The 21522-nt window shown below is 69.2% G+C and carries 15 protein-coding genes; 8 read left to right on the forward strand and 7 right to left on the reverse strand.

The window, feature by feature from the left end; translation table 11 throughout:
- The first annotated feature begins 179 nt into the window (after positions 1-179).
- From V7787_RS18930 to V7787_RS18945, 4 genes are all read left to right on the forward strand, one after another.
- Positions 180-1379: an efflux RND transporter periplasmic adaptor subunit gene (locus V7787_RS18930; RefSeq protein WP_336089063.1), complete on the forward strand. Its 1200-nt coding sequence runs from the start codon at positions 180-182 to the stop codon at positions 1377-1379.
- Entirely contained in the window at positions 1376-4471 is a 3096-nt protein-coding gene (locus V7787_RS18935; protein ID WP_336089064.1) for a multidrug efflux RND transporter permease subunit, read from the forward strand. The genes V7787_RS18930 and V7787_RS18935 overlap by 4 nt, the downstream gene beginning before the upstream one ends.
- Positions 4468-7566: an efflux RND transporter permease subunit gene (locus V7787_RS18940; RefSeq protein ID WP_336089065.1), complete on the forward strand. Its 3099-nt coding sequence runs from the start codon at positions 4468-4470 to the stop codon at positions 7564-7566. The genes V7787_RS18935 and V7787_RS18940 overlap by 4 nt, the downstream gene beginning before the upstream one ends.
- 94 nt (positions 7567-7660) lie before the next feature.
- Complete coding sequence (locus V7787_RS18945; protein ID WP_336089066.1) at positions 7661-8041, forward strand: MerC domain-containing protein; 381 nt, start codon at positions 7661-7663, stop codon at positions 8039-8041.
- Between the two features lie 190 nt (positions 8042-8231).
- On the opposite strand, the gene V7787_RS18950 is transcribed toward V7787_RS18945, so the two are convergent.
- Positions 8232-9128, reverse strand: coding sequence for a LysR substrate-binding domain-containing protein (locus V7787_RS18950; protein ID WP_336089067.1), 897 nt, complete (start codon positions 9126-9128; stop codon positions 8232-8234).
- 88 nt (positions 9129-9216) lie between these two features.
- Here V7787_RS18950 and V7787_RS18955 point away from each other — a divergent pair, with 88 nt between their 5' ends.
- Positions 9217-11208: a TonB-dependent receptor domain-containing protein gene (locus V7787_RS18955; protein WP_336089068.1), complete on the forward strand. Its 1992-nt coding sequence runs from the start codon at positions 9217-9219 to the stop codon at positions 11206-11208.
- 27 nt (positions 11209-11235) lie between these two features.
- Here V7787_RS18955 and V7787_RS18960 read toward each other — a convergent pair whose 3' ends face one another.
- A complete protein-coding gene (locus V7787_RS18960) occupies positions 11236-11946 on the reverse strand; it encodes an rRNA pseudouridine synthase (RefSeq protein ID WP_336089069.1) in 711 nt (236 codons plus the stop codon).
- A 91-nt stretch (positions 11947-12037) separates the two neighbouring features.
- Here V7787_RS18960 and V7787_RS18965 point away from each other — a divergent pair, with 91 nt between their 5' ends.
- Positions 12038-12895 carry a PA4780 family RIO1-like protein kinase gene (locus V7787_RS18965; protein ID WP_336089070.1) on the forward strand — a complete coding sequence of 286 codons (858 nt, stop codon included), beginning with the start codon at positions 12038-12040 and terminating at the stop codon, positions 12893-12895.
- Between the two features lie 425 nt (positions 12896-13320).
- Positions 13321-14538, forward strand: a complete 1218-nt coding sequence (locus V7787_RS18970; RefSeq protein ID WP_336089071.1) for a S1 family peptidase — start codon at positions 13321-13323, stop codon at positions 14536-14538.
- A gap of 137 nt (positions 14539-14675) precedes the next feature.
- On the opposite strand, the gene V7787_RS18975 is transcribed toward V7787_RS18970, so the two are convergent.
- On the reverse strand, positions 14676-15056 hold the full coding sequence (locus V7787_RS18975; RefSeq protein ID WP_336089072.1) for a hypothetical protein: 381 nt from the start codon (positions 15054-15056) through the stop codon (positions 14676-14678).
- A gap of 68 nt (positions 15057-15124) precedes the next feature.
- On the reverse strand, positions 15125-16105 hold the full coding sequence (locus tag V7787_RS18980) for an alpha/beta fold hydrolase (protein WP_336089073.1): 981 nt from the start codon (positions 16103-16105) through the stop codon (positions 15125-15127).
- Between the two features lie 112 nt (positions 16106-16217).
- On the opposite strand from V7787_RS18980, the gene V7787_RS18985 reads away from it, so the two are divergent.
- Positions 16218-17153 carry a LysR family transcriptional regulator gene (locus V7787_RS18985; protein ID WP_336089074.1) on the forward strand — a complete coding sequence of 312 codons (936 nt, stop codon included), beginning with the start codon at positions 16218-16220 and terminating at the stop codon, positions 17151-17153.
- 14 nt (positions 17154-17167) lie between these two features.
- Here V7787_RS18985 and V7787_RS18990 read toward each other — a convergent pair whose 3' ends face one another.
- The 3 genes from V7787_RS18990 to V7787_RS19000 are packed head-to-tail and all read right to left on the reverse strand — an operon-like array spanning position 17168 to position 21413.
- Entirely contained in the window at positions 17168-18160 is a 993-nt protein-coding gene (locus V7787_RS18990) for a fimbrial protein (protein WP_336089075.1), read from the reverse strand.
- The gene (locus V7787_RS18995) at positions 18111-20633 is read right to left on the reverse strand and encodes a fimbria/pilus outer membrane usher protein (protein WP_336089076.1); all 2523 of its coding nucleotides are present in this window, start codon (positions 20631-20633) and stop codon (positions 18111-18113) included. Before V7787_RS18995 ends, V7787_RS18990 begins: the two co-directional genes overlap by 50 nt.
- A 3-nt stretch (positions 20634-20636) precedes the next feature.
- The gene (locus tag V7787_RS19000) at positions 20637-21413 is read right to left on the reverse strand and encodes a fimbrial biogenesis chaperone (RefSeq protein ID WP_336089077.1); all 777 of its coding nucleotides are present in this window, start codon (positions 21411-21413) and stop codon (positions 20637-20639) included.
- Positions 21414-21522: the final 109 nt, after the last annotated feature.

Consider the following 21522-nt stretch of genomic DNA (forward strand, 5'->3'; position numbering starts at 1 on the left):
CCGGTCGCGTCTGTCGTTGCGTTCGCAGGGATGGCGCCGCATGCGCCGCCGAACCGCCCGCTGTTGCGCGCTTCGCGCCGACGCCGCCGTCGATCGGATACGCGGCGACGCGGGATCGGCCCGGCCGGCGCTGCCGCAAGGCCTGCCCCGCTCTTCCATCGATCTGCCAGGAACCCCGCATGTCCGCCGAGCCCTCTTTCCGAACGCGCGAAATCCTGATCGCCGCCGCCACCTGCAGCGCCATCGTCGGCGTGCTGCTGTGGTGGCGCTGGCATGGCGCCGGCGCCGACAAAGGCGCGGCCGAAGCCGACGCCGAACCGGCGGTGCCGGTGCGCGTGGCCACCGCGCAGCGCGAAGATTTCGCCTTGACCCTCAAGGCGCTGGGCACGGTCACCCCGCTCAGCCACGTCACCCTGCGCAGCCGGGTCGAGGGCGAACTGGTCGAAGTCGCGTTCAAGGAAGGCCAGCAGGTCGAAGCCGGACAACTGCTGGCGCGGATCGATCCGCGTACCTATCAAGTGCAATTGGCCAAGGCCCAGGGCCAGCAACAGGAAAATCTGGCCGCGCTCGACAACGCCCGCCATGAGCTGGCGCGCTATCGCGAACTCAAGGCCGGCCACTACGTGTCGGCGCAGGACGTGAGCAATCGCGAAGCGCAGGTGCGCCAGCTCGAAGGCCGCCGCCAAAGCGATCAGGCCGCGGTCGACGAAGCGCGGGTGTTGCTCGGCCATACCCGCATCGTTGCGCCGGTGTCCGGGCGCATGGGTCTGCGCGGCATCGACGCCGGCAACCTGGTCAGCGCCGGCAACGGCGAAGGCGCGGCGATCGCCAGCATCGCCCAGACCTCGCCGATCAGCGTGCTGTTCACCGTCGCCGAAAACGAACTGCCGGGCTTGCTCGACGCGGTGCAACGCCAACCCGAGCTCGGCGTGGAAGCCTGGGACCGCGAAGAACGCAAGCGGCTGGGCCACGGCCGCCTGGCCAGCCTGGACAACCGCATCGACAGCGCCACCGGCACCCTGCGCATCCGCGCGGTGTTCGACAACGCCGATGCCGCGCTGTTTCCGCAGCAGTTCGTCAACGTGCGCCTGAGCGTCGGCCGCAGCGACACGGTGGTGATTCCCGATGCGGCGGTGCAGTTCGGCGCCAAGGGCAATTACGTGTTCGTGGTCGGCGCCGACAGCAAGGTCGCGATCCGTCCGCTCAAACTCGGCCCGGCCCAGGACGGCCGCATCGCGGTGCTGGAAGGCTTGAAGCCCAACGAGCGCGTGGTGCTGGAAGGGCTGGACCGCCTGCGCGACGGCAGCGCGGTCGAGGTGATCGCCGACAAGATCGCCAGCGAGGCCACCGCCACCGCGCAGGCCGCCGGCAGCCGATGAATCTGTCGCGCATCTTCATCCTGCGGCCGGTCGCGACCACGCTGGCGATGGTCGCGCTGTTGCTGTCGGGCGTGCTGGCCTATCGCCTGCTGCCCGCCGCGGCGCTGCCGCAAGTGGATTACCCGATCATCCAGGTGTCCACCTTCTATCCCGGCGCCAGCCCGACAGTGATGACCGCGGCGGTGACCTCGCCGCTGGAACGCCGGCTCGGCCAGATCCCGGGCGTGGCGCAGATGTCCTCGACCAGTTCGGCCGGCGCGTCCACCATCACCCTGCAGTTCTCGCTGGAAGTCGACCTGGGCGTGGCCGAACAGGAAGTGCAGGCCGCAATCAACGCCGCCGGCAGTCTGCTGCCCGACGACCTGCCGATGCCGCCGGTGTACCGCAAGGTCAATCCGGCCGACGCGCCGGTGCTGACCCTGGCGGTGAGTTCGGACACCCTGGCCCTGCCCAAGCTGTACGACCTGATCGACACCCGCGTGGCCCAACGCATCGCCCAGGTGCCCGGCGTGGGCATGGTCTCGCTGGCCGGAGGACAACGGCCGGCGGTGCGCGTGCAGGTCAATCCGAGCGCGCTCGCCGCCAACGGCCTGAGCGTGGCCGATATCCGCAAGGCCATCGGCGCGGCCAACGTCAACGCGCCCAAGGGCAGCTTCGACGGCCCGACCCGCGCGATCATGCTCGACGCCAACGACCAGTTGCGCTCGCCGCAGGAGTATCGCGATCTGGTGCTGCGCTGGCGCGACGGCGCGCCGCTGCGCCTGAGCGATGTCGCCAGCGTCGAGGACGGCGCCGAGAACCGGATGCTGGCGGCGTGGTCGGGCGAACGGCCGGCGATCCTGCTCAACATCCAGCGCCAGCCCGGCGCCAACGTGATCGAAGTGGTCGACCGCATCCGCGCGCTGCTGCCGCAACTGCGCGCCAGTCTGCCCGCCGGCGCGGAAGTCAGCGTGCTCGGCGACCGCACCGAATCGATCCGCGCCTCGATCCGCGGGGTGCAGAAGGAGCTGGTGCTGGCGATCGCGCTGGTGGTGATGGTCACCCTGCTGTTCTTGCGCAACGTGCCGGCCACCTTGATTCCGAGCGTGGCCGTACCTCTTTCCTTGGTCGGCAGCTTCGGTGCGATGTATCTGGCCGGGTTCTCGCTCAACAACCTCAGCCTGATGGCCTTGACCATCGCCACCGGCTTCGTGGTCGACGATGCGATCGTGATGCTGGAAAACATCGCCCGCCATCTGGAGCGCGGCGAGAAACCGCTCGACGCCGCGCTCAAGGGCGCGCGCCAGATCGGCTTCACCCTGATCTCGCTGACCTTCTCGCTGATCGCGGTGTTGATCCCGCTGCTGTTCATGGGCGATGTGGTCGGCAAGCTGTTCCACGAATTCGCCATCACCCTGGCGGTGGCGATCGCGATTTCGCTGGTGGTCTCGCTGACCCTGACGCCGATGATGTGCGCGCTGTTCCTGCGCCACGGCCACGCCGGCCGGCGCGATCCGGACGCTGCCGCCAAACCCGATCCGTTCGACCGCTGCATCGCCTATTACGATCGCGGCCTGGGCTGGGTGCTGCGCCATCAGGGTCTGACCTTGCTGGCGACGCTGGCGACCCTGCTGCTGACCGCGCTGCTGTATCTGGTCGTGCCCAAGGGGTTCTTCCCGGTGCAGGACACCGGCCTGATCCAGGGCGTGACCCAGGCGCCGCAATCGATCTCGTTCGAGGCGATGGCGCAGCGCCAGCAAGCGCTCGCCGCGAGCTTGCTGGAAGATCCCGACGTCGCCGGGCTGTCCTCGTTCATCGGCATCGACGGCCAGAACGCCACGCTCAACAGCGGACGCATGCTGATCTACCTCAAGCCGCACGGCGAGCGCGGCGCGCGCGCCAGCGAAATTCTGCGCCGCTTGAACCAACGTGCGGCGCAAGTGACGGGCATGGCCTTGTACTTGCAGCCGACCCAGGAGCTGAGCCTGGAAGACCGGATCAGCCGCACCCAATACCAGCTCACCGTGACCGCGCCGAGCCAGCAGGCATTGGCGCAATGGACGCCGCGTCTGCTGCAAAAGCTGCAAGGCGCCAGCGCGCTGGCCGACGTCACCAGCGATCTGCAACAAGACGGCTTGCAAGCGTATGTCGAGATCGATCGCGCCGCCGCCGCGCGCCTGGGCATCAGCGTGTCGGACATCACCGACGCCTTGTACGACGCGTTCGGCCAGCGCCAGGTATCGACCTTGTTCACTCAGGCCAATCAATACCGGGTGGTGCTGGAAGTCCGTCCGCATTTCCAGCGCACACCCGACGACATCGGCCGCATCCACGTCGCCGCCGCCGACGGCACCCCGGTGCCGTTGTCGGGGCTGGCGCGGATCGAGCAGCGGCCGGCGGCATTGTTGATCCAGCACATCGGCCAGTTCCCGGCGACCACGGTCTCGTTCAATCTGGCCGAAGGCGCTTCGCTGGACCGTGCGGTCGGCCAGATCGAGAACGCCTGGGCCGCGCTGCAACCGCCGGCCGGGCTGCAACTGGATTTCCAGGGCGCGGCCGGCGCGTTCCGCGATTCGCTGGCGAGCACCTTGTGGCTGATCCTGGCCGCGGTGCTGGTGATGTACATCGTGCTGGGCGTGCTCTATGAGAGCTACATCCACCCGATCACGATCCTGTCCACCCTACCCTCGGCCACGGTCGGCGCGCTGCTGGCGTTGCTGGTGAGCGGGCGCAGTCTGGACCTGATCGCGATCATCGGCATCGTGTTGCTGATCGGGCTGGTCAAGAAGAACGCGATCATGATGATCGACTTCGCCCTGGAAGCCGAACGCAACCAGGGCCTGAGCCCGCGCGATGCGATCCACCAGGCCGCGCTGCTGCGCTTCCGCCCGATCCTGATGACCACGCTGGCGGCGCTGTTCGGCGCGGTGCCGCTGATGTTCGCCGGCGGCTCGGGCGCGGAGCTGCGGCAACCGCTCGGGCTGGTGATGGTCGGCGGCTTGCTGCTGAGCCAGTTGCTGACGGTGTTCACCACGCCGGTGATCTATCTGTTCTTCGACCGCATCGCGCGCCGGCGCGCGGTCGCCTCCGCCGATCTGGCGCCGGCGACGTGAACCCGTCGCGCTTGTTTATCCAGCGCCCGGTCGCGACCGTGCTGCTGGCGGTGGCGGTGGTGCTGGCCGGCGCGCTGGCCTATGCGCGCCTGCCGGTGGCGCCGTTGCCGCAGGTCGATTACCCCAGCATCGAGGTCTCGGCGGAAATGCCGGGCGCCAGCCCCGAATCGATGGCCGCGACCGTGGCCACGCCGTTGGAACGCGCGCTCGGCAGCATTCCCGGCATCGTCGAAATGGAGTCGAGCAGTTCGCAGGGCGCGACCGAAATCGAACTGCAGTTCGCCCTCGGCCGCGACGTCAACGACGCCGCGCGCGATGTGCAGGCGGCGATCAACGCCGCGCGCTCGCAATTGCCCGCGGGCATGCCGAGCATGCCCCAGTATCGCAAGTCGACGCCGTCGCAGGCGCCGATCATGGCGCTGGCGCTGAGTTCGCCGCGGCACACGCCGGGCCAGCTCTACGACATGGCCGCGAGTTTGTTGAGCCAGCGCATCGCCCAGATTCCCGGGGTGGCCGAGGTCAATATCGGCGGCGGTTCGCTGCCGGCGGTGCGGGTGGCGCTGGACCCGGACGCGCTCAATCACCACCGCATCGCCCTGGACGAAGTCGCTGCCGCGATCCGCGAGGCCAATGCACTGCGGCCGTTGGGCGAGGTCGGCGACGACAACAGGCGCTGGCAGATCGAAGCGCGCCAGCAGCTCGCCCGCGCCGATGAGTTCGCGCCGATGATCGTCGCCTGGCGCGACGGCCGTCCGGTCCGACTGGGCGATGTCGCGCGCATCGGCGAAGGCGTGGAGAACCGTTACGCCGCCGGCTTCCACAACCAGCGCGACGCGGTGCTGATGGTGGTGACCCGCCAACCCGACGCCAACATCGTCCAGACCATCGACGCGATCCGCGAGCGCCTGCCGCAACTGCAGGCGCTGCTGCCGCCGGACGTCAGCATGACCGTCACCGCCGAGCGCTCGCCGAGCATCCGCGCGACCTTGGCCGAAGCGCGGGTGACCCTGGCCATCGCCATCGCGCTGGTGGCGCTGGTGGTGTTCGCGTTTCTCGGCGACGCGCGCGCGGCGTTGCTGCCGACGCTGTCGATTCCGGTGGCCTTGTTCGGCGCGCTGGCGGTGATCTGGCTGTGCGGGTTCTCGCTCAACACCTTGTCGCTGATGGCGCTGATCGTGGCCAGCGTGCTGGTGGTGGACGACGCCATCGTGGTGCTGGAAAACATCGCCCGCCATCGCGAAGCCGGGGCGTCGCCGATGCAGGCCGCGCTGCGCGGCGCCGGCGAGGTCGGTTCGACCTTGCTGTCGATGAATCTGGCCCTGGCGGCGGTGTTCGTTTCGATTCTGTTCGTCGACGATTTCGCTCAACTGCTGTTCCGCGAGTTCTCGATCACCTTGGTCGCGGCGATGGCGGTGTCGGTGGCGGTGTCGTTGAGCCTGACCCCGAGCTTGTGCGCGCGCCTGTCCGGGCGCGCTGCGTCCACGCCGGGCGGGCGCATGCAGCGCGGCGGCGCGGCGCTGTTCGAACGCTTGCGCGGCGCGTATGCGCGCTCGCTGACGGCGGCGCTGCGGCATTGGCCGTGGCTGGCGGTGTTGTTCGTGCTCCTGCTCGGGGTCAACCTGTGGTTGTTCAACGCGGTGCCCAAGGGCACGGTGCCCAGCCAGGACACCGGCCAGTTGCGCGGTTTCGCCCGCGGCGACGACGGCCTGTCGTTCGAAGTCATGCAACCCAAGATCGCCGAGTACCGCAAGCTGCTGACCGAAGATCCGGCGATCTCGCACATCGGCGGATTCATCGGCGGCGACAACGGCATCAACAACGCCTTCATCCTGGTCAACCTCAAGCCGCTGAGCGAGCGCAAGGTCTCCAGCGAGCAGATCATGGCGCGGCTGCGCGAGAAGATGCCCAAGGTGCCCGGCGGGGTGCTGTGGTTGTGGGTGGACCAGGACATCAACCTGCCCGGCGACGGCGATGAGGGCGGGCACGAGTTGATTCTGATGTCCGACAGCATCGCCCGCCTGCGCGAATGGACGCCGCGGGTGCGCGATGCGCTGGCCAAGTTGCCGCAGCTGGCCGATGTGGAATCCAGCGGCGACGAAGGCGCGCGGCAAGTGGTGCTGGACATCGACCGCACCGCCGCGGCGCGGCTGGGCATCGACATGCGCACGATCGCCACCGTGCTCGACAACTCCTTCAGCCAGCGCCAGATCGCCACCCGCTACGAGCGCCTGAACCAGTACCGGGTGGTGCTGGAACTCGACCCGCGCCTGACCCGCAGCCCGGACACCTTGCAGCGCGTGTATGCGCTCGCCGCCGACGGCCGCCGGGTGCCGTTGTCGGCGTTCGCGTCGATGCGTTACCGGATCGCGCCGGACCGGATCAATCACACCGATCAGTTCGCCGCGGCGACGGTGTCGTTCGCCCTGGCCCCGGGCGCGAGCCTGCAGGACGCCAGCAGCGCGATCGACCGCGCGCTCACCGCGGTGATGTTGCCCAGCGACGTGCGCGGGCGGCTGGGCGGACAAGCCGGCGATCTCGATCAACGCGCGCAGCGTTTCGCCTGGTTGATTCTCGGCGCGATGCTCGCGGTGTATCTGCTGCTGGGGATGTTGTACGAGAGCTGGACCCAGCCGCTGACCATCCTGTCGACCTTGCCCGCAGCCGGGCTGGGCGCGCTGGCGGCGCTGTACGCGTTCGGCGGCGAACTCAATCTGATGTCGCTGCTGGGTTTGTTCCTGCTGATCGGGGTGGTGATGAAGAACACCATCCTGATGGTCGACTTCGCCCTGGCCGGCGAACGCGAACGCGGGTTGCGCCCGCGCGAGGCGGTGATCGAAGCGGCGACGCTGCGCCTGCGTCCGATCCTGATGACCAGCGTGGCCGCTCTGCTCGGCACCTTGCCGCTGCTGCTGTCCTCCGGCGAAGGCTGGGAGATGCGGCGGCCGCTGGGGCTGGCGATCGTCGGCGGCCTGATCGTGAGCCAGTGGCTGACGCTCTACACCACCCCGTGCATCTACCTGCTGCTGGCCCGGCGCGGAACCCGCGCCGCGGCCGTCGCCGACGGGCGCCCGCTGGCGAGCGGATCTGCGTCGTAAAACCGGTCAGACGCCTGCTGCGGCAAGACTCGGCACAGACCTGGTCTTCGTATTTTGTTACTTTATAACATCAATGTTAAACGCACGAGCCAGCATGCGCCGCAGCTTCCGGGTTCCGTTGCTCGACCTTTCCGCCATCGGCCTGTCGGGGCTGTGCTTTCTGCACTGCCTGGCGCTGCCGCTGTTGGCGGCGTTTCTGCCCAGCCTCACCGCCTGGACCCAGATCGAATGGCTGCACATCGCCTTCGTCGCGTTCGCCGCGCCGGTCACCGCGCTGGCGTTGTACAGCGCGCGTCGTTCGGGTTCGCTGCGCAGGGGCATCGTGGCGTTGGCGGCGATCGGGCTGGCCTGCCTGATCGCCGGCGCGACCCATGCCATCGGCGACGCGGCCGAGTTGCCGCTGACCGTGATCGGCAGCGTGCTGCTGGCCAGCGCGCATGTCGGCAACTGGCGCTCGCGCCACGCCGCGCATTGAGCGCGGTCGTGCGCGGTGTCGCCTCGCTGGCGTGAGTTGCGCAATCGTTGCGGGTACGCGGTCGCAGCTTGCGCAGCTCCTACAGGGGCTGCGGGCCGGAAGATCGCGTCGTAACGCCAAGGGCTACCTGTAGGAGCGGCGCGAGCCGCGACCGCGGGATCGCAGTTGCGTCGTATGTGCGATGTCGCGGCTAACGCCGCAACGGCGCCGACAGACTCAACAGCGCCATCGCCGCTTCCAGCACCATCGGCCGGTCTTCGCCGGCACGCATGACCAGATGATGCGACCAAGGATTGGTCAGCGCGGCCTTGCTCAGCCGCAGCAACTGTCCGCCCGCCATCGCTTCGTCGGCCAGCGGCGAACGCAGCAAGGCCACGCCCAGACCAGCCTTGGCCGCGGCGATCACCAAGTCGTAATCCTCGAACCGCCGGTCCGCGGCCTTGCCGCGATACGCCGCGCCCTGCGCCTTGAGCCAGGCGCGCCATTGGCTGGTGTCGGAATCGTGCAGCAGCGGCGCCTCGGCCAGACGCGTCGCGCTCGGCTGCCGGCCCAACTCGGCGGCCAGTTCCGGCGCGGCGATCGGAATCAGTTGTTCCTTGAACAACAGCCGTGAGGAAACCTCACGCCACTGGCCCTTGCCGTAACGCACCGCCAGATCGACCTCGCCGCCGGCGAAGTCGGCCAGCCGATGCTCGATCGACAACTCGACCCGGCGCTGGGCCGGATAGCCCTGCAACTCGCGCATGCGCGGCAGCAGCCACAAGCGCGCGAACGACGGCACCACGCTCAGCCGCACCACCGGCACCTCGCGACGCGGGCGCCAGCGATCGGCCGAATCGCTGATCGCGCCCAGCGCCTGCTCGACCTGGGCGATGAAGCGCTGCCCGGCCGGGGTGACCCGGACCCCGCGGCCGTGGCGTTCGAACACCTGCGTGCCCAGCCAATGCTCGACCGCGTGGACGCGTCGGCTGATCGCGCCGTGGGTCAGTCCCAGGCGTTCGGCGGCGGCGGTGAACGAGCCGGTATCGCGCGCGGCGATGACCGCGTTCAACCCTTCCAGCGGCGGCAGCGATTTCGAGCTGTGCATACGCCGCACACCTCATCACCGAACGGCGCGCTATGTCAACGACGCGGGCGCGGCTTCAATGAAGCCCGGTCCCTTCAGGCATCGCCCCATGCATCCGACTCCCTCGCCGCGGCCCGCGACAGCGATCACGCCCACTTCGTTGGGCCTGGCCTGGGGCGCGCCGGCGCAATTGTTGATGTCGCTCGGCCTGGCCTGCGGCGCGCCGGCGCAAGCGCAGGAAGATCCGACCCAATCGGCCGGCGACGCGTTCGGCCAGCGCATCGGCCAGGAAAGCATCGGCCTGTATTCCGAGTCGCTGGTGCGCGGCTTCAATCTGCAGGAAGCCGGCAACTACCGGCTCAACGACGCCTACTTCGTGCGCGCGGCCAATCCTTCCGATGCGGTGATCGAAGCGGTGCAGGTGCGGGTCGGGCCGAGCGCGTTGAATCTCAGCTTCCCGGCACCGTCGGGTTCGGTGCATTACCGCCTGATTCCCGGCGACCGCGATCGGGCCAAGCTGGAACTGGGCTTTCAGCATCTGACCGACGGCAACCCGCGCCCGTACTTGCGCGCCTACGCCGCCAAGCGCAGCCAGGACGGCCGCGCCTCGCTCGCCGCCGGCTTCATCGGCACCCACAGCGCGCGCTACATCTTCGGCAATCAGGCCGAGTACTACGGTCTTGGCCTGGTGCCGCGTTTGCGCGTGGGCGAGCGCTGGCAACTCACCGGCTTGCTCACTCGCTACGATCATCACTACCAGGCTGATGTCGGCTTCACGCCGTCCGGCATGCACGCACTGCCGCGGCCGGACCGGCTGCGCTACCTCGGCCAGCCGTGGTCGCGTTACGACACTCGCAACACCACCTACGGCGCGATCCTCGCCAGCGAGGAACGCGACAACGCCTGGGACTATCGCTGGTCGAGTCTGTACTCCGGCGTCGACCGGCCGCGCTCGGATCTGAATCTGTTCGAACAAGTCGCCGCCGACGGCCAAGCCCACGCCGCCATCGTGATCGCGCGCGGCCGCAAGATCGATGCCTGGGGCCACGAGGCCATCGCCCGGCGCGATTGGAGCGGCGACGGGCAACGCAGCGAACTGACCTTGATGGCGCGGCTGCGCCGATCCGACTACCGCAATCCGCGCGTGCAGTATCTCGATCTAGGGCCGGCCTCGATCCTCAAGGGCGCGCCGCCACTCGGCGACCCCGGCGCGGCGACGCCGGGGCCCCACTCCAGCGCGCGGGTCGATCAGCGCGAGCTCGGCCTGGGCTGGCAATGGCAGCGGCGCGACGGCGTCACGCTGAATCTGGGTGCGCGCCGCGCGGCCATCGATCAAAGCGCGCGGCCGCTGCAAGGCCCGGCGCAATCGCGCGCGTCGACGGCGTGGTTGTACAACGCCTCGCTGGTCGTGCCGCTGAGCGAGCGCGCCACCGCGTTCGCCGCGACCACCCGCGGCATCGAAGAAGGCGTGACCGCGCCGGAGAACGCGTCCAACCGCTATCAGGTGCTGGAACCGGTGCTGGCGCGGCAGAACGAACTCGGGATCAAGTGGCAGACGCGTAAAGATCTGGCGCTGCTGGCCATGGCGTTCGAGATCGAAAAGCCCTCGCCCGGTTTCGACGACGCCGCGCTGTATCGCTACCTCACCGAAGTCTCCCATCGCGGCGTGGAAGTGTCGCTGGCCGGGCAGTTGAGCGAACGCTTGAGCATCGTCGCCGGCCTCACCCAACTGCGGCTGCGGCAACGCGGCGAACTGGTCGAGCGCGGCGCGATCGGCGCGCGTCCGCTCGGACGCTCGCCGCGGCAAGCCTTGCTGAGCGTCGACTATCGCGTGGCGCGCTTGCCCGGGCTGTCGCTCGACGCGGACCTCAACTACTACGGCCCGCGTCCGGCCGACGCCCTGAATCGCTTCGACACGCCCGGCTACGCCCTGCTCAACCTCGGCGCGCGCTACCGCTTCGAACGCGCCGGAGTGCCAGCGGCGTTGCGGCTGCGCGTGTACAACGCCGGCAACCGCTACGGCTGGTCGGCCGGCAGCAGCGGCATCCAGACCTACGAACCCGAGCGACGGGTGATGCTGAGCCTGAGTCTGGGCCGCTGAGCGCGCCGGCGCGGCCCGGGCCCGCGCTCAGAACCGCTCGCTCGCCGGCACATAACGCCACTCGCCCACCGGCATCTTGCTCAGCGATATCCGGCCGATGCGCAGGCGCTTGATCGACACCACGCTCAGCCCGACCTGCTCGCACATATGCCGCAGTTGCCCGCCCTGCAGGTTCTTGATCGCGAAACGCAGCCGGGTTTCGTTCTGCCAGCTGACCTTGCACGGCGCCAGCGGGCGGCCGCGGTAGTCCAGGCCGTGCTCCAGCCGCTTGAGGCCGTAGGGCCCCAACTCGCCGCTGACTTCGACCACGAACTCCTGCTCGATCAGCGCGTAATCCTCGGTCAGCCGGCGCCAGACCCGGCCGTCCTGGCTCAGCACCACGATCCCGGAGGCCTCCGCGTCGATCGGCATCAGCGGGGTCAGCCGCTGAAAATGGCGCTTGAGCATCCGCACCCCGGACGCGTCGCCCTCGGCATGGGCAGCCGCCAGCACCAGCGCGGCCGCATTCTTGAAGTCGACCCCGGCCGGCTTGTTCAGCACCATCGTCGCCGGTTCGGCCGGCTCCAGCCGCGCGTCCGGGTCCAGCTCGACCCGCTCGGCCGCGACCGGCGCCTGCGGTTCTTCCACCACCGCGCCGTCGACCCGGACCCAGCCGCCCTCGATGTATTGCTGGGCTTGCGCGCGCGAACAGCCGGCCAGTTCTGCGACGCGTTTATCTAGACGGACAGGTTCGGACATGAGCAAAGTCGGCGGGAAAGGCGCTAAGTGTAAAGATATGCCGCTCGCCGGCGGCAGCCCCCGACCGCCGGCCCGACTTTTCCAGGATTAGATGAAGACTCCCCCCGGTTTGCAGGCGCTGATCGACGACGGCGTGATCGATGAAGTGATGCGCCCGCTCAAGAGCGGCAAGGAAGCCTCGGTGTACGTGGTCCGCTGCGGCGATGAGGTGCGTTGCGCCAAGGTCTACAAGGACATGGCCCAGCGCAGCTTCCAGCAGCGCGTGCAGTACCAGGAGGGGCGCAAGGTGCGCGGCAGCCGCGAGGCGCGCGCGATCGGCAAGGCGACCAAGTACGGGCGCAAGCAACAGGAAGCGGCCTGGAAGAACACCGAGGTCGACGCGCTGTACCAGCTGCGCGAAGCCGGCGTGCGCGTGCCCGAACCCTACGGTTACTTCCACGGCGTGTTGGTGATGGAACTGGTCACCGACGCCGACGGCCATTCGGCGCCGCGCCTGGGCGAGGTGGAGCTGGCGCCGGAACAGGCGCGCGGCTTTCACCGCTTCCTGGTCCGGCAAGTGGTGAAGATGCTGTGCGTGGGCCTGATCCACGGCGACTTGTCCGAATACAACGTGCTGGTCGCGCCCGACGGCCCGGTCATCATCGATTTCCCGCAAGTGGTCAGCGCCGGCGGCAACAACGCCGCGCGCGCGATGCTGCTGCGCGACGTCAACAACCTCACCGCCAGTCTCGGCGCGTGGGCGCCGGAGTTGCTCGACACCTGGTACGCCGAGGAGATGTGGGCCTTGTACGAGGCCGGCGATCTGCGGCCGGACAGCGAACTCACCGGCGTGTTCGTACCCGATCAGTCCAAGGTCGATCTGGACAGCGTGCGTCACGCGATCAACAACGCGCGCGAGGAAGCGTTGATCCGCCAGCAAGGGCGCGAAGCCGCGGCGGCGGACGACTGATCCGGCAATCCGCGCGCGCCGGTTCGCGCCGAACACAACGGAACTGAGTCGCGCATGCGCGAATGCGCGCGGCGTTCGCGTGATCGCCATCACCGCATCGGCGAAATCGCTCGATAAGCAAAAAACCGCTTAAATTCAGGCCGATGAACGACATGCGCGATCGCCGCAGCGCAGCATCGAAACTGTCGACTCGCATCGCAATCGCCCCTGCACGATCCGAATCTCCGCGCGCGTCGCAGTTTAATTACGACGCGCGGTAGCAGTTTCGTTTTCCGGCAGTGGGGTGGCGGCGCGAAGCCCGCGTTCCAGTCAATGCGGCACGGACGAGCGCTTGGCGGACGCCCCCAACCACCGAGCGCCTGCCCCGGACGTGCCGCGACTTTCGTTCGCATCCCTCTCTAACTATCGCTTAGGAGCTTTTGGATATGCGCAAGTTCAGTATGTCGGTTCTCGCAGTCGCCGCGGCCATGACCGTATCCGGCGCGGCCCTCGCCGCCGACGACCTCGCCCCCGCGTTGAAGACGGCCATGCAGCGCGATCTGGGATTGTCCAGCACCCAGCTCACTCAATACCTCAAGGTCGAACGCCTCGCCGCGCAGCAGGAGAAGGCCCTGGCGACGCAGCTGGGCCGCAACTACGCCGGCACTTGGCTGGAACGCAAGGACGATGGCTCCTTCGAACTGGTCGCGGCCAGCACCGCGATCAAGAGCGTCAAGACCGTGGCCGGCGTGCAAACGCGCAGCGCCCGCAACAGCCTGGCTTCGCTCAACGCGGCCAAGGGCCAGCTCGACGGCTTGCTCAACCGCAAGAGCGCGGCGGTGCCCAAGGGCGTGTACAGCTGGTCGGTGGATCTGCCCAGCAACAGCGTCGTGGTCGGCGTCGCGCCGGGCGCGGAAGAAGCCGGCGTGGACTTCGTCGCCCGCAGCGGGCTCGACCCGAGCGTGGTGCGTTTCGAAACCATGCAGGACAAGCCGCAGCGGCGCATCGCCATCCAGGGCGGCCGCGGCGTGTTGCGCGATGTCGGCGGCGGTTACGTGTCGGCCTGCTCGATCGGTTTCTCGGTGACCCAGGGCAGCACCGCCGGCTACGCGACCGCGGGCCACTGCGGCAACGCCGGCGACATCGTCTATCAGGAACTGCGCCAGTGGGAGATGGGCGTGCGGGTCGGCACCTTCGCCGCCTCGGCCATGCCCAACGGCACCGCCAGCGGTCCCGACCGCGGCTGGGTCAAGGTCGACAGCACCCACACCCTGTCGGCCAGCGTGTACGGCTACGGCAACGGCGATGTCACCGTGCGCGGCAGCACCGAAGGCGCGGTCGGCGCGGCGCTGTGCCGTTCCGGCCGGACCACCGGCTGGCACTGCGGCACCATCCGCAGCAAGAACATGACCGTGTCCTACGTCGACGACGACGGCAATCCCGACGGCACCGTCACCGGCCTGACCCGCACCACCGCTTGCGCCGAAGGCGGCGATTCCGGCGGCTCGTTCATCACCGGCGCCGGCCAGGCGCAAGGCGTGTTGTCGGGCGGCAGCGGCAGCTGCCAGGGCAGCCAGGGCAACAACGGCGGCGGCAACAGCTACTTCACCCCGATCAAGTCGATCCTCAGCACCTATTCGCTGACGCTGCGCACCGGTTCGTGATCCCAGCTTGGTTCTGACGCGGCATCGCCGCGGTTTTGATGCGTGTCAGGGCGCCCCGGTTTTCCGGGGCGCCCACGCGCAAGCGGCGCATTCGATATCGCAACGCCGCCGCGCGCGGCCGGTCGAATCGCGCCGGTTTACGTTTTCCGGCGCTTGCCGATGCGCAGCCCCAGCCACACCTGCAACGGCAAGCTCAGCAATGCCATGGCGCGGAACCAGAGCGGGAAGTCCCCGCCCAGTTCGACCACCGCATACACCGCCAACGCCGCGATCAAGCCGCCGCACACCGCGCCATGCGCACGCGGCGCAACCGGTGCGCAACGCGTGGCCACTGCGATCGCCAACAAACCGCCAGCCACAGCCCAGGCCAAATCCCACGCCAAACGCAGGTCGCCGCCGGGCGGCATGCCCAGGCCGGCAGCCAATCGGCCACCGGCCTCATTGGTCAGTACCACTACGACCGCGGCCGCGATCATCGCCGACAGCGAGTGCAGGATCGTTCGCGCGAAACTCAACATAGCGGCAGCGGTCGCATCAAAGGCCAGGGACGAGCAAGGCCACGATGGTAGCGCGCGCGGCGCCGCCGTCAGATCCCGTGCCTGCGCAGGAACCGCCGCATCAGGCTGGCGATCTGGGCGTGATGGGTCTCCAGGGCGAAGTGGCCGGTGTCGAGAAAATGGATCTCCGCCTCGGGCAGATCGCGCCGGTAAGCGCGCGCGCCCGGCGGTATGAAGAACGCATCGTGCTCGCCCCACACCGCCAGCAGCGGCGGGCGGTGTTCGCGGAAATAGCGCTGGAACTCGGGGTACAGCTCGACGTTGCTGCGATAGCTCAGAATCAGGTCGAGCTGGATTTCCTGCGCTTGGGGACGGCGCATGTAGAAACCGTCCAGGCCGGGGCCGTCCGGCGAGAGCAGCTGCGCCGGCGCGCCGTGCCGGTACTGGAAGTCGATCGCCTCATCGGTCAGCGAGGCCCTGCACGCTTCGCGATGCGCCGGCGTGGGCTCGCGCCAGTACGCCTGCCACGGCTCCCACGCGTCGCTGAGCCCTTCGATATAGGCGTTGCCGTTCTGGCTGACGATGGCGCTGACCCGCTCGGGATACTTCATCGCCAGGCGGAAACCGGTCGGCGCGCCGTAATCGAACACGTACATCGCATAGCGCTTGAGCCCCAGCGCATCGACGAAACCGGCGAGCACCTCGGCCAGGCCGTCGAAGCTGTATTCGAACGCGCCGCGCTTGGGCGCCACGGTCTTGCCGAAGCCCGGCAGATCCGGCGCGATCACCCGATAGCGATCGGCGAGCGCGGGAATCAGATCGCGGAACATGTGGCTGGCGCTGGGGAACCCGTGCAACAGCAGCAACACCGGCGCATCGCGCGGCCCGGCTTCGCGATAGAACACGCCGACCTCGCCCACCTGCTGGGTCGCGTAGCGCACCGCCGTATCGGCGGCCGCCTCGCCCGCAGGCGAAGCGCTCTCCGCCGCATGGCCCTGCGTCGCCACCGCGACCGCGCCCACACCGATCGCGGCCATCACCGCGCGCCGATCCGCATCGAACCCGTTCATTGCCTGCCTCCGTCGTGATTGCGTCCAGGACGCGATGGACGGGAGTCTAGGCAGTTACCGTATCGGCAATAAGCGGGTATTGTCGAAATACCAAATTGCAGAATCTGAAATCATGGACCGACTCGACGCCATGGCCATTTTCGTCTGCGTGGTCGACAAGGGCTCGCTGGCCGCCGCCGCCCGCGCCCTGGGCCGCTCACCGGCCACGGTGACCCGCGCGGTGAGCCTGCTCGAACAGCGCAGCGGCGAGCGGCTGCTGCATCGCAGCGCGCGGCGCATGCGCCTGACCGACGGCGGCGAACGCCATGTCGCGGTGTACCGCTCGGTGCTGGCCGAACTGGCCGACATCGAGGACGCCGTCACGCACGACAACGCCGCCGGCCTGGACGGCAGCTTCGCCATCACCGCGCCGGAACTGTTCGGACGGCTCAAGGTGTTGCCGGTGGTGGAAGATTTTCTCGCCGAGCATCCGCTGGCGCGGGCGCGGGTGTTGCTGCTCAATCGGGTGGTGAACCTGATCGAGGAAGGCATCGACGTGGCGGTGCGCCTGGCGCCGCTGCCCGATTCGGGCGCGGTCGCGATCGGACTGGGCGAAGTGCGCAGCCTGGTCTGCGCCGCCCCGGCCTACCTCGCCCGCCACGGCGAACCGCACACGCCCGCGGACATCGCCCGGCACACCTGCCTGGGCGAAGACGAAGCGCACGAACGCGAAACCTGGCGCTTCCTCGACCGCGGCGCCGCGCGGCCGCGCACGCTGTCGGTGAGCGTGCAACCGCGCATCGCCCTCAACGCCGCCGCTTCGGCTATCGACTCGGCGATTCGCGGACACGGCCTGTGCCGCGCGCGTTCGTATCAAGTGATCGAACACCTCGCCGCCGGCCGGCTGGTGCGGGTGTTGTCCGCGTTCGAACCCGAACCGGTGCCGGTGAGCCTGTTGTTCCACCGCGTCCCGCGCCGCAACCGTTTGCTGCGCGCGTTCATCGACTACGCGACGCCGCGTTTGCGTGGGCAGCTCGATGCGATCGCCGCGGCGACCGGGCGGCTATAGTCGCGCGCCGCCATTCACTCGTAGCTGATGGTGAACGTCAACGACGCCGACACCCGCCCCGGCGTCGGCGTCTGCGCGCCGTTGCGGTAGTACGCGGCCTGCAACGGGATGCGGAAGTCGCCGCCGTCGGCGATGCCTTCGGCCTGCAACTGGTGATTGACGCCGAACGCCAACGGCCGCCGGTCGCGGTCGCGGATCTGCACGCCCAAACCGCGCGCACTGGAATCGGCATCGAGCGCAACCACCGACGCGGCGGTGTCGGCGACGCCGCCCAGCGGATCGAGCCGATAGCTGATGCGGGCGATGCCGGGCGGACAGGCATTCAAGCGCAATTCGAAATCCTTGGCGCCGGCGCTGGCGCCGACCGCGGCCAGCGCCGCCGGCGAGACCGGGTCCAGGGCGATGCGCAGGTTGGGCGTGTTGCAGGTCGCCGTGCGCACCGCGATGGCGCCGGCGAACACCACCCGCGCGGCGATGCCGGTGTCGCCGTCGTTGCGATACACCAGGGTCGGCAATTCGGCGCCGCGCACCGCGCCGCCGCTGCCGGCTTCGTCGATCTTGATCAGTTCCAGACGCAGGCTGCCGCGCCCGCTCGCGTCCGACGGCGTCACCGCGGCGTACTCGGCCGCCGGCAACGGCCGGCCGTCGATGGAAATGCGCAGGCCGAGCGCGTCCACGCCGGTGCGGTAAATGTCCTGCGCCTGACTTGGGTGCGGCGTCTGCGCGTAGCCCCAACCGGCGCCGCGCGCGGGATCGATGCAGCCGGGCGTGGGCATCGGCAGCGGGTAGTCGGCGGCGTAAAGCACGCTGCCGACGGCGCGGTCGCGCGGCACCACGATCGATGCGTCCAGCGCGATCGAGCGCTCCACCGGCGCGGCGCATTGCCCCTGCGCGGCGCCTGCGCACAACGCCAGGCAAGCGCCGGCCAACGCCAGCGCCGTGCGATAACGCGCTGCGTCAGCGCGGCGCATCGCCATGACAGACCGCTTCGACGGTGACATACGCATGGGCCGACTCCTGGGTAGGCGGAGGAAGAACGTAATCGATCGCGCATTCGCGATCGGCGCGCCAACGCACGCGCAAGCGCCCGCGTTCGCTCAAACCGGTGGCGTAAATGCGGCTGGCCTGGGCGACCGCGCCGACCACCCGGCCGCTGTCGTCGAGCACTTCGGCGGCGAACGGCAACGCGCCGCCGTCGGCGTCGCGCACGTTCAAGATCGCGCCGCGGCCGCTTTGGGTGGGGAAATCCAGGCGGACCAGCGCGCCCGCATACGGCACCACGGTCTGGCTGGTGCCTTCGATGGCGACCGAACCGCGCGCGCTGAGCGGATCGATCTCGACGATGTTGCGCGAGTACGCGATCAGATACGGCGCCAACGCGTAACCGCGCCGGTCGACCCGCGCGCCGCCTTGATTGATCAGACGCGCGCCGTGCGCGCCCTGCGCTTGGACCAGGGCCAGGGTTTCGCCGTACTGCGGGCCGAAGGTCAGGCCGTTGCCGTGCAGCACCGCCACGCCATCGGCGCCCCAGCCGTTCTGGCGATAGCCCGGGCCCCAACCGTAGGACGCGTTGAGCGTGCTCGCCGGCGCGCGGTACTGGGCATTGGCGCTACCGCTGTCGCCGCCGCCCGGTCCGTGGGCGAGACTGAGTCCGTAACCGAACACGTCCTCGGCGCCGAGGTTGCCGCTGACGCCCAGACGCTCCGCGCCGCCGCGCTGGGTGTGTTCCAGCGACGCGGTCAGCGAGGCCACGCGCCCGAGCGGCAGCGACAGGCCGAGGAAGTATTGATCGTCGCGGCGCCCGGCCAGATCGTCCACCCGCGCGGCGGTCAGCACGATGCTCAGGTTGCGCCATTGCCCGCGCAGCCCGGCCTGGTAATTGCCGCTGTTCGAGCCGTCGGAGTAGTTCAGGCGCGAACCGCTCAGATACACCGACGTGCGCTCGCTCAACGGCCAGCTCAGCGACACCTGGCCGCTGTCGCGCAGCGTACGCACCGACGTTTCGCCCGGCGCCGCAGGGCCCGGCGGCGCTTCGCGCGCGCGCAAGGCGGTGTACAGATCGACGTGGCGGTCCTCGCCGTAGGCCGAGACCGTCGCCGCCAACACCGCGCCGCTGGCGTCGAAACGCCGGTTGTAGCCGCCGCGCCAGCGCACCGCCGAGCCGAAACCATCGGCGCGCACCGGATTGGCGTCGAGCGAGAACGCACCCCACGGCGTATTCCACGCCGCGCCGAGCACCGCCGAGGTGTAGCCGCTGCTCAGCAGCGTGCCGGCATAACCGGTGAAGACATTGGAGAAACCGTATTGCGCGCTGGCTTGAGCGACGCCGGGATTGCGCTGCAGCGAGCTTTCCTCGACCCGCCCGAGCACGAACTCATAACCCAGGCTGCCGGCGCGGCGCAGTTGCGGATTGGAAGCATTGGCGACGCGGAACCGCGCGACGCGGCCGTCGGCCTCGATCACCGACACGTCCAGATCGCCGCCGTTGCCGGCTGCGTACAAGTCGTCGATCTCGAACGGCCCAGGCGCGACGTTGCTGCGATAGAGCAGACTGCCGCGCTGATGGATCTCGACCACCGCGTTGCTGTAGGCGGTGCCGCGCACCACCGGCGCGTAACCGCGCAGCGAATCGGGGACCATGCGTTCGTCCTTGACCAGACGCGCGCCGAGAAAGCCGTACACGCCCAGGCTCGGATCGCCGGCCGTGGCCCGGCCCACTTGCAGGTTGCCCGACCAGCGCGGCAATGCGCGCTGCACATACGCGGCCTGGGTGTTCCAACGGCGCGAATCGCCGTCGGCCCAGGTCATCGAACTGCGCTGGCGGTATTGCCAGGCGCCGAGGTTGGCGCCCAGCTCCAGTCCCAGATAGGCCGAATCGAAATCGCCGGCGTCGGTGCGCATGCGGTTCTGGCTGTAGCTGTAGCCCAACACCAGCGCGTCGTTGCCGCGCTGCCACAGTTCCGGCGCGACCGCACCGCGCGCGCTGCGGCGCAACGCCGCCTGCGGCACGCTGATGTCCAGACTCAACTCGGCGAAGTCGACCTCGACCGCGGCCTGATCGATCCGGCGCGGCAAATCCACGCATTCGCTGGCGTCTTCGCTCGCCGGCAGCGCCACGCCCAGACGCTGCAACAACGTCGCACTCAGGCACGGCTGAGTCGGCGCGTCCTCGGCGATGCGACGGAATTCGATTTCTTCGCGCACCGCGAACGCGCCGTTGACGCGCACGTCGATGCGGTAGCGCCCGGGCGGCGCCTCGCCGGCGCGCGCGTAACGCGACAGATCGGCTTCGCGCGCGCTGCCGGACAAGTAGCGCAGATCGAATTGAACTTCTTGCGCGGCCGGCGCCGCGCTCTGCGCCGGCGGCGGCGTTTCGGCGGCGCGCACCGAACCCGCGCACAGACACAGGCCGGCCGGCACCCACGCCCACGGCGGCGATGCGGCGCGCGAGCGGCCCGGCGCGGATCGGTTCGTTGTCACCGCTTAGTCCGCGGTTTGCCCGCTGTGTTCGGCGCGGCCGCCGTAATCGTTGATGACCGCGTAATCCACCCGCGTGCCGGCCGGCGGCGCCGCGTTCAAACCGTCCAAGGCCAGGCGCAGTTGCGCGCCCGGCGCCAGCATGCCGGCGTTGTCGAAACGGAACTCGCGGCCGCCGACGTTCAAGCTCACCCGGTTGAACGAAACATGGAAGGCGCTGGCATTGGCGCATTCCAGCGCCCAGCCGCCGCCGTCGCCGCGCACCACCCGCCAGCGCAGATCGCGCGCCGCGGCTTCGGCATCGCCGGGCAAACCCGGCGGGCGCAGGAACACCTTGATCCGGGTGCGGAAGGCGACCTGCAAATGATTCTGATCGGTCTCGGCCGGATTCGCGCCCGGCGGGATTTCCAGCACGTTCAACCAGTACACCGACTCGCGCACCGGCGCCGCGGCGGCCGCCGCGTCCTTGCCGCCATAGATCAGGCGCAGCGCCTGGCCCTTGCCCGGCTCGATCCGCACCACCGGCGGCGACACCAGGAACGGCGCTTTGCTGGTGTCGGGCGATTGTTTGGGATCGCCGTCGTCGACCCACACCTGCACCAGCGCCGGCCGCGCGCCGGCGTTGTTGAGCTTGACCGCGACCTCGCGCTGCTGGGCCGGATAAATCACCCGGGTGCCGGCGATGGTCACCTCGGCGCTGGCGGCGCCGATCGCGCCCCAGCCCAAGGCCGCCAACAACAACGCGCGCGCGGCGCAGCGAAAACCAACGCTTGTAAACCCCATGCTCATGCCCCGTCGCAAAGCGGCCCCTGGCCGCGATAACACTGAAAACTACGCCGACGCGGCCGGCGCCGGCGGGCGAAGCCCTGCCCCGGCGACGCAACCCGACTGT

The organism is Pseudomonas sp. CGJS7, from assembly GCF_036961695.1.

Coding starts and splice junctions, on each gene's coding strand:
- V7787_RS18965 (WP_336089070.1), top strand. CDS start 12,038: ATGAAGACTCCCCCCGGTTTGCAGGCGCTGATCGACGACGGCGTGATC.
- V7787_RS18990 (WP_336089075.1), bottom strand. CDS start 18,160: ATGCGTATGTCACCGTCGAAGCGGTCTGTCATGGCGATGCGCCGCGCT.
- V7787_RS18935 (WP_336089064.1), top strand. CDS start 1,376: ATGAATCTGTCGCGCATCTTCATCCTGCGGCCGGTCGCGACCACGCTG.
- V7787_RS18945 (WP_336089066.1), top strand. CDS start 7,661: ATGCGCCGCAGCTTCCGGGTTCCGTTGCTCGACCTTTCCGCCATCGGC.
- V7787_RS18970 (WP_336089071.1), top strand. CDS start 13,321: ATGCGCAAGTTCAGTATGTCGGTTCTCGCAGTCGCCGCGGCCATGACC.
- V7787_RS19000 (WP_336089077.1), bottom strand. CDS start 21,413: ATGGGGTTTACAAGCGTTGGTTTTCGCTGCGCCGCGCGCGCGTTGTTG.
- V7787_RS18950 (WP_336089067.1), bottom strand. CDS start 9,128: ATGCACAGCTCGAAATCGCTGCCGCCGCTGGAAGGGTTGAACGCGGTC.
- V7787_RS18975 (WP_336089072.1), bottom strand. CDS start 15,056: ATGTTGAGTTTCGCGCGAACGATCCTGCACTCGCTGTCGGCGATGATC.
- V7787_RS18930 (WP_336089063.1), top strand. CDS start 180: ATGTCCGCCGAGCCCTCTTTCCGAACGCGCGAAATCCTGATCGCCGCC.
- V7787_RS18955 (WP_336089068.1), top strand. CDS start 9,217: ATGCATCCGACTCCCTCGCCGCGGCCCGCGACAGCGATCACGCCCACT.
- V7787_RS18980 (WP_336089073.1), bottom strand. CDS start 16,105: ATGAACGGGTTCGATGCGGATCGGCGCGCGGTGATGGCCGCGATCGGT.
- V7787_RS18985 (WP_336089074.1), top strand. CDS start 16,218: ATGGACCGACTCGACGCCATGGCCATTTTCGTCTGCGTGGTCGACAAG.
- V7787_RS18960 (WP_336089069.1), bottom strand. CDS start 11,946: ATGTCCGAACCTGTCCGTCTAGATAAACGCGTCGCAGAACTGGCCGGC.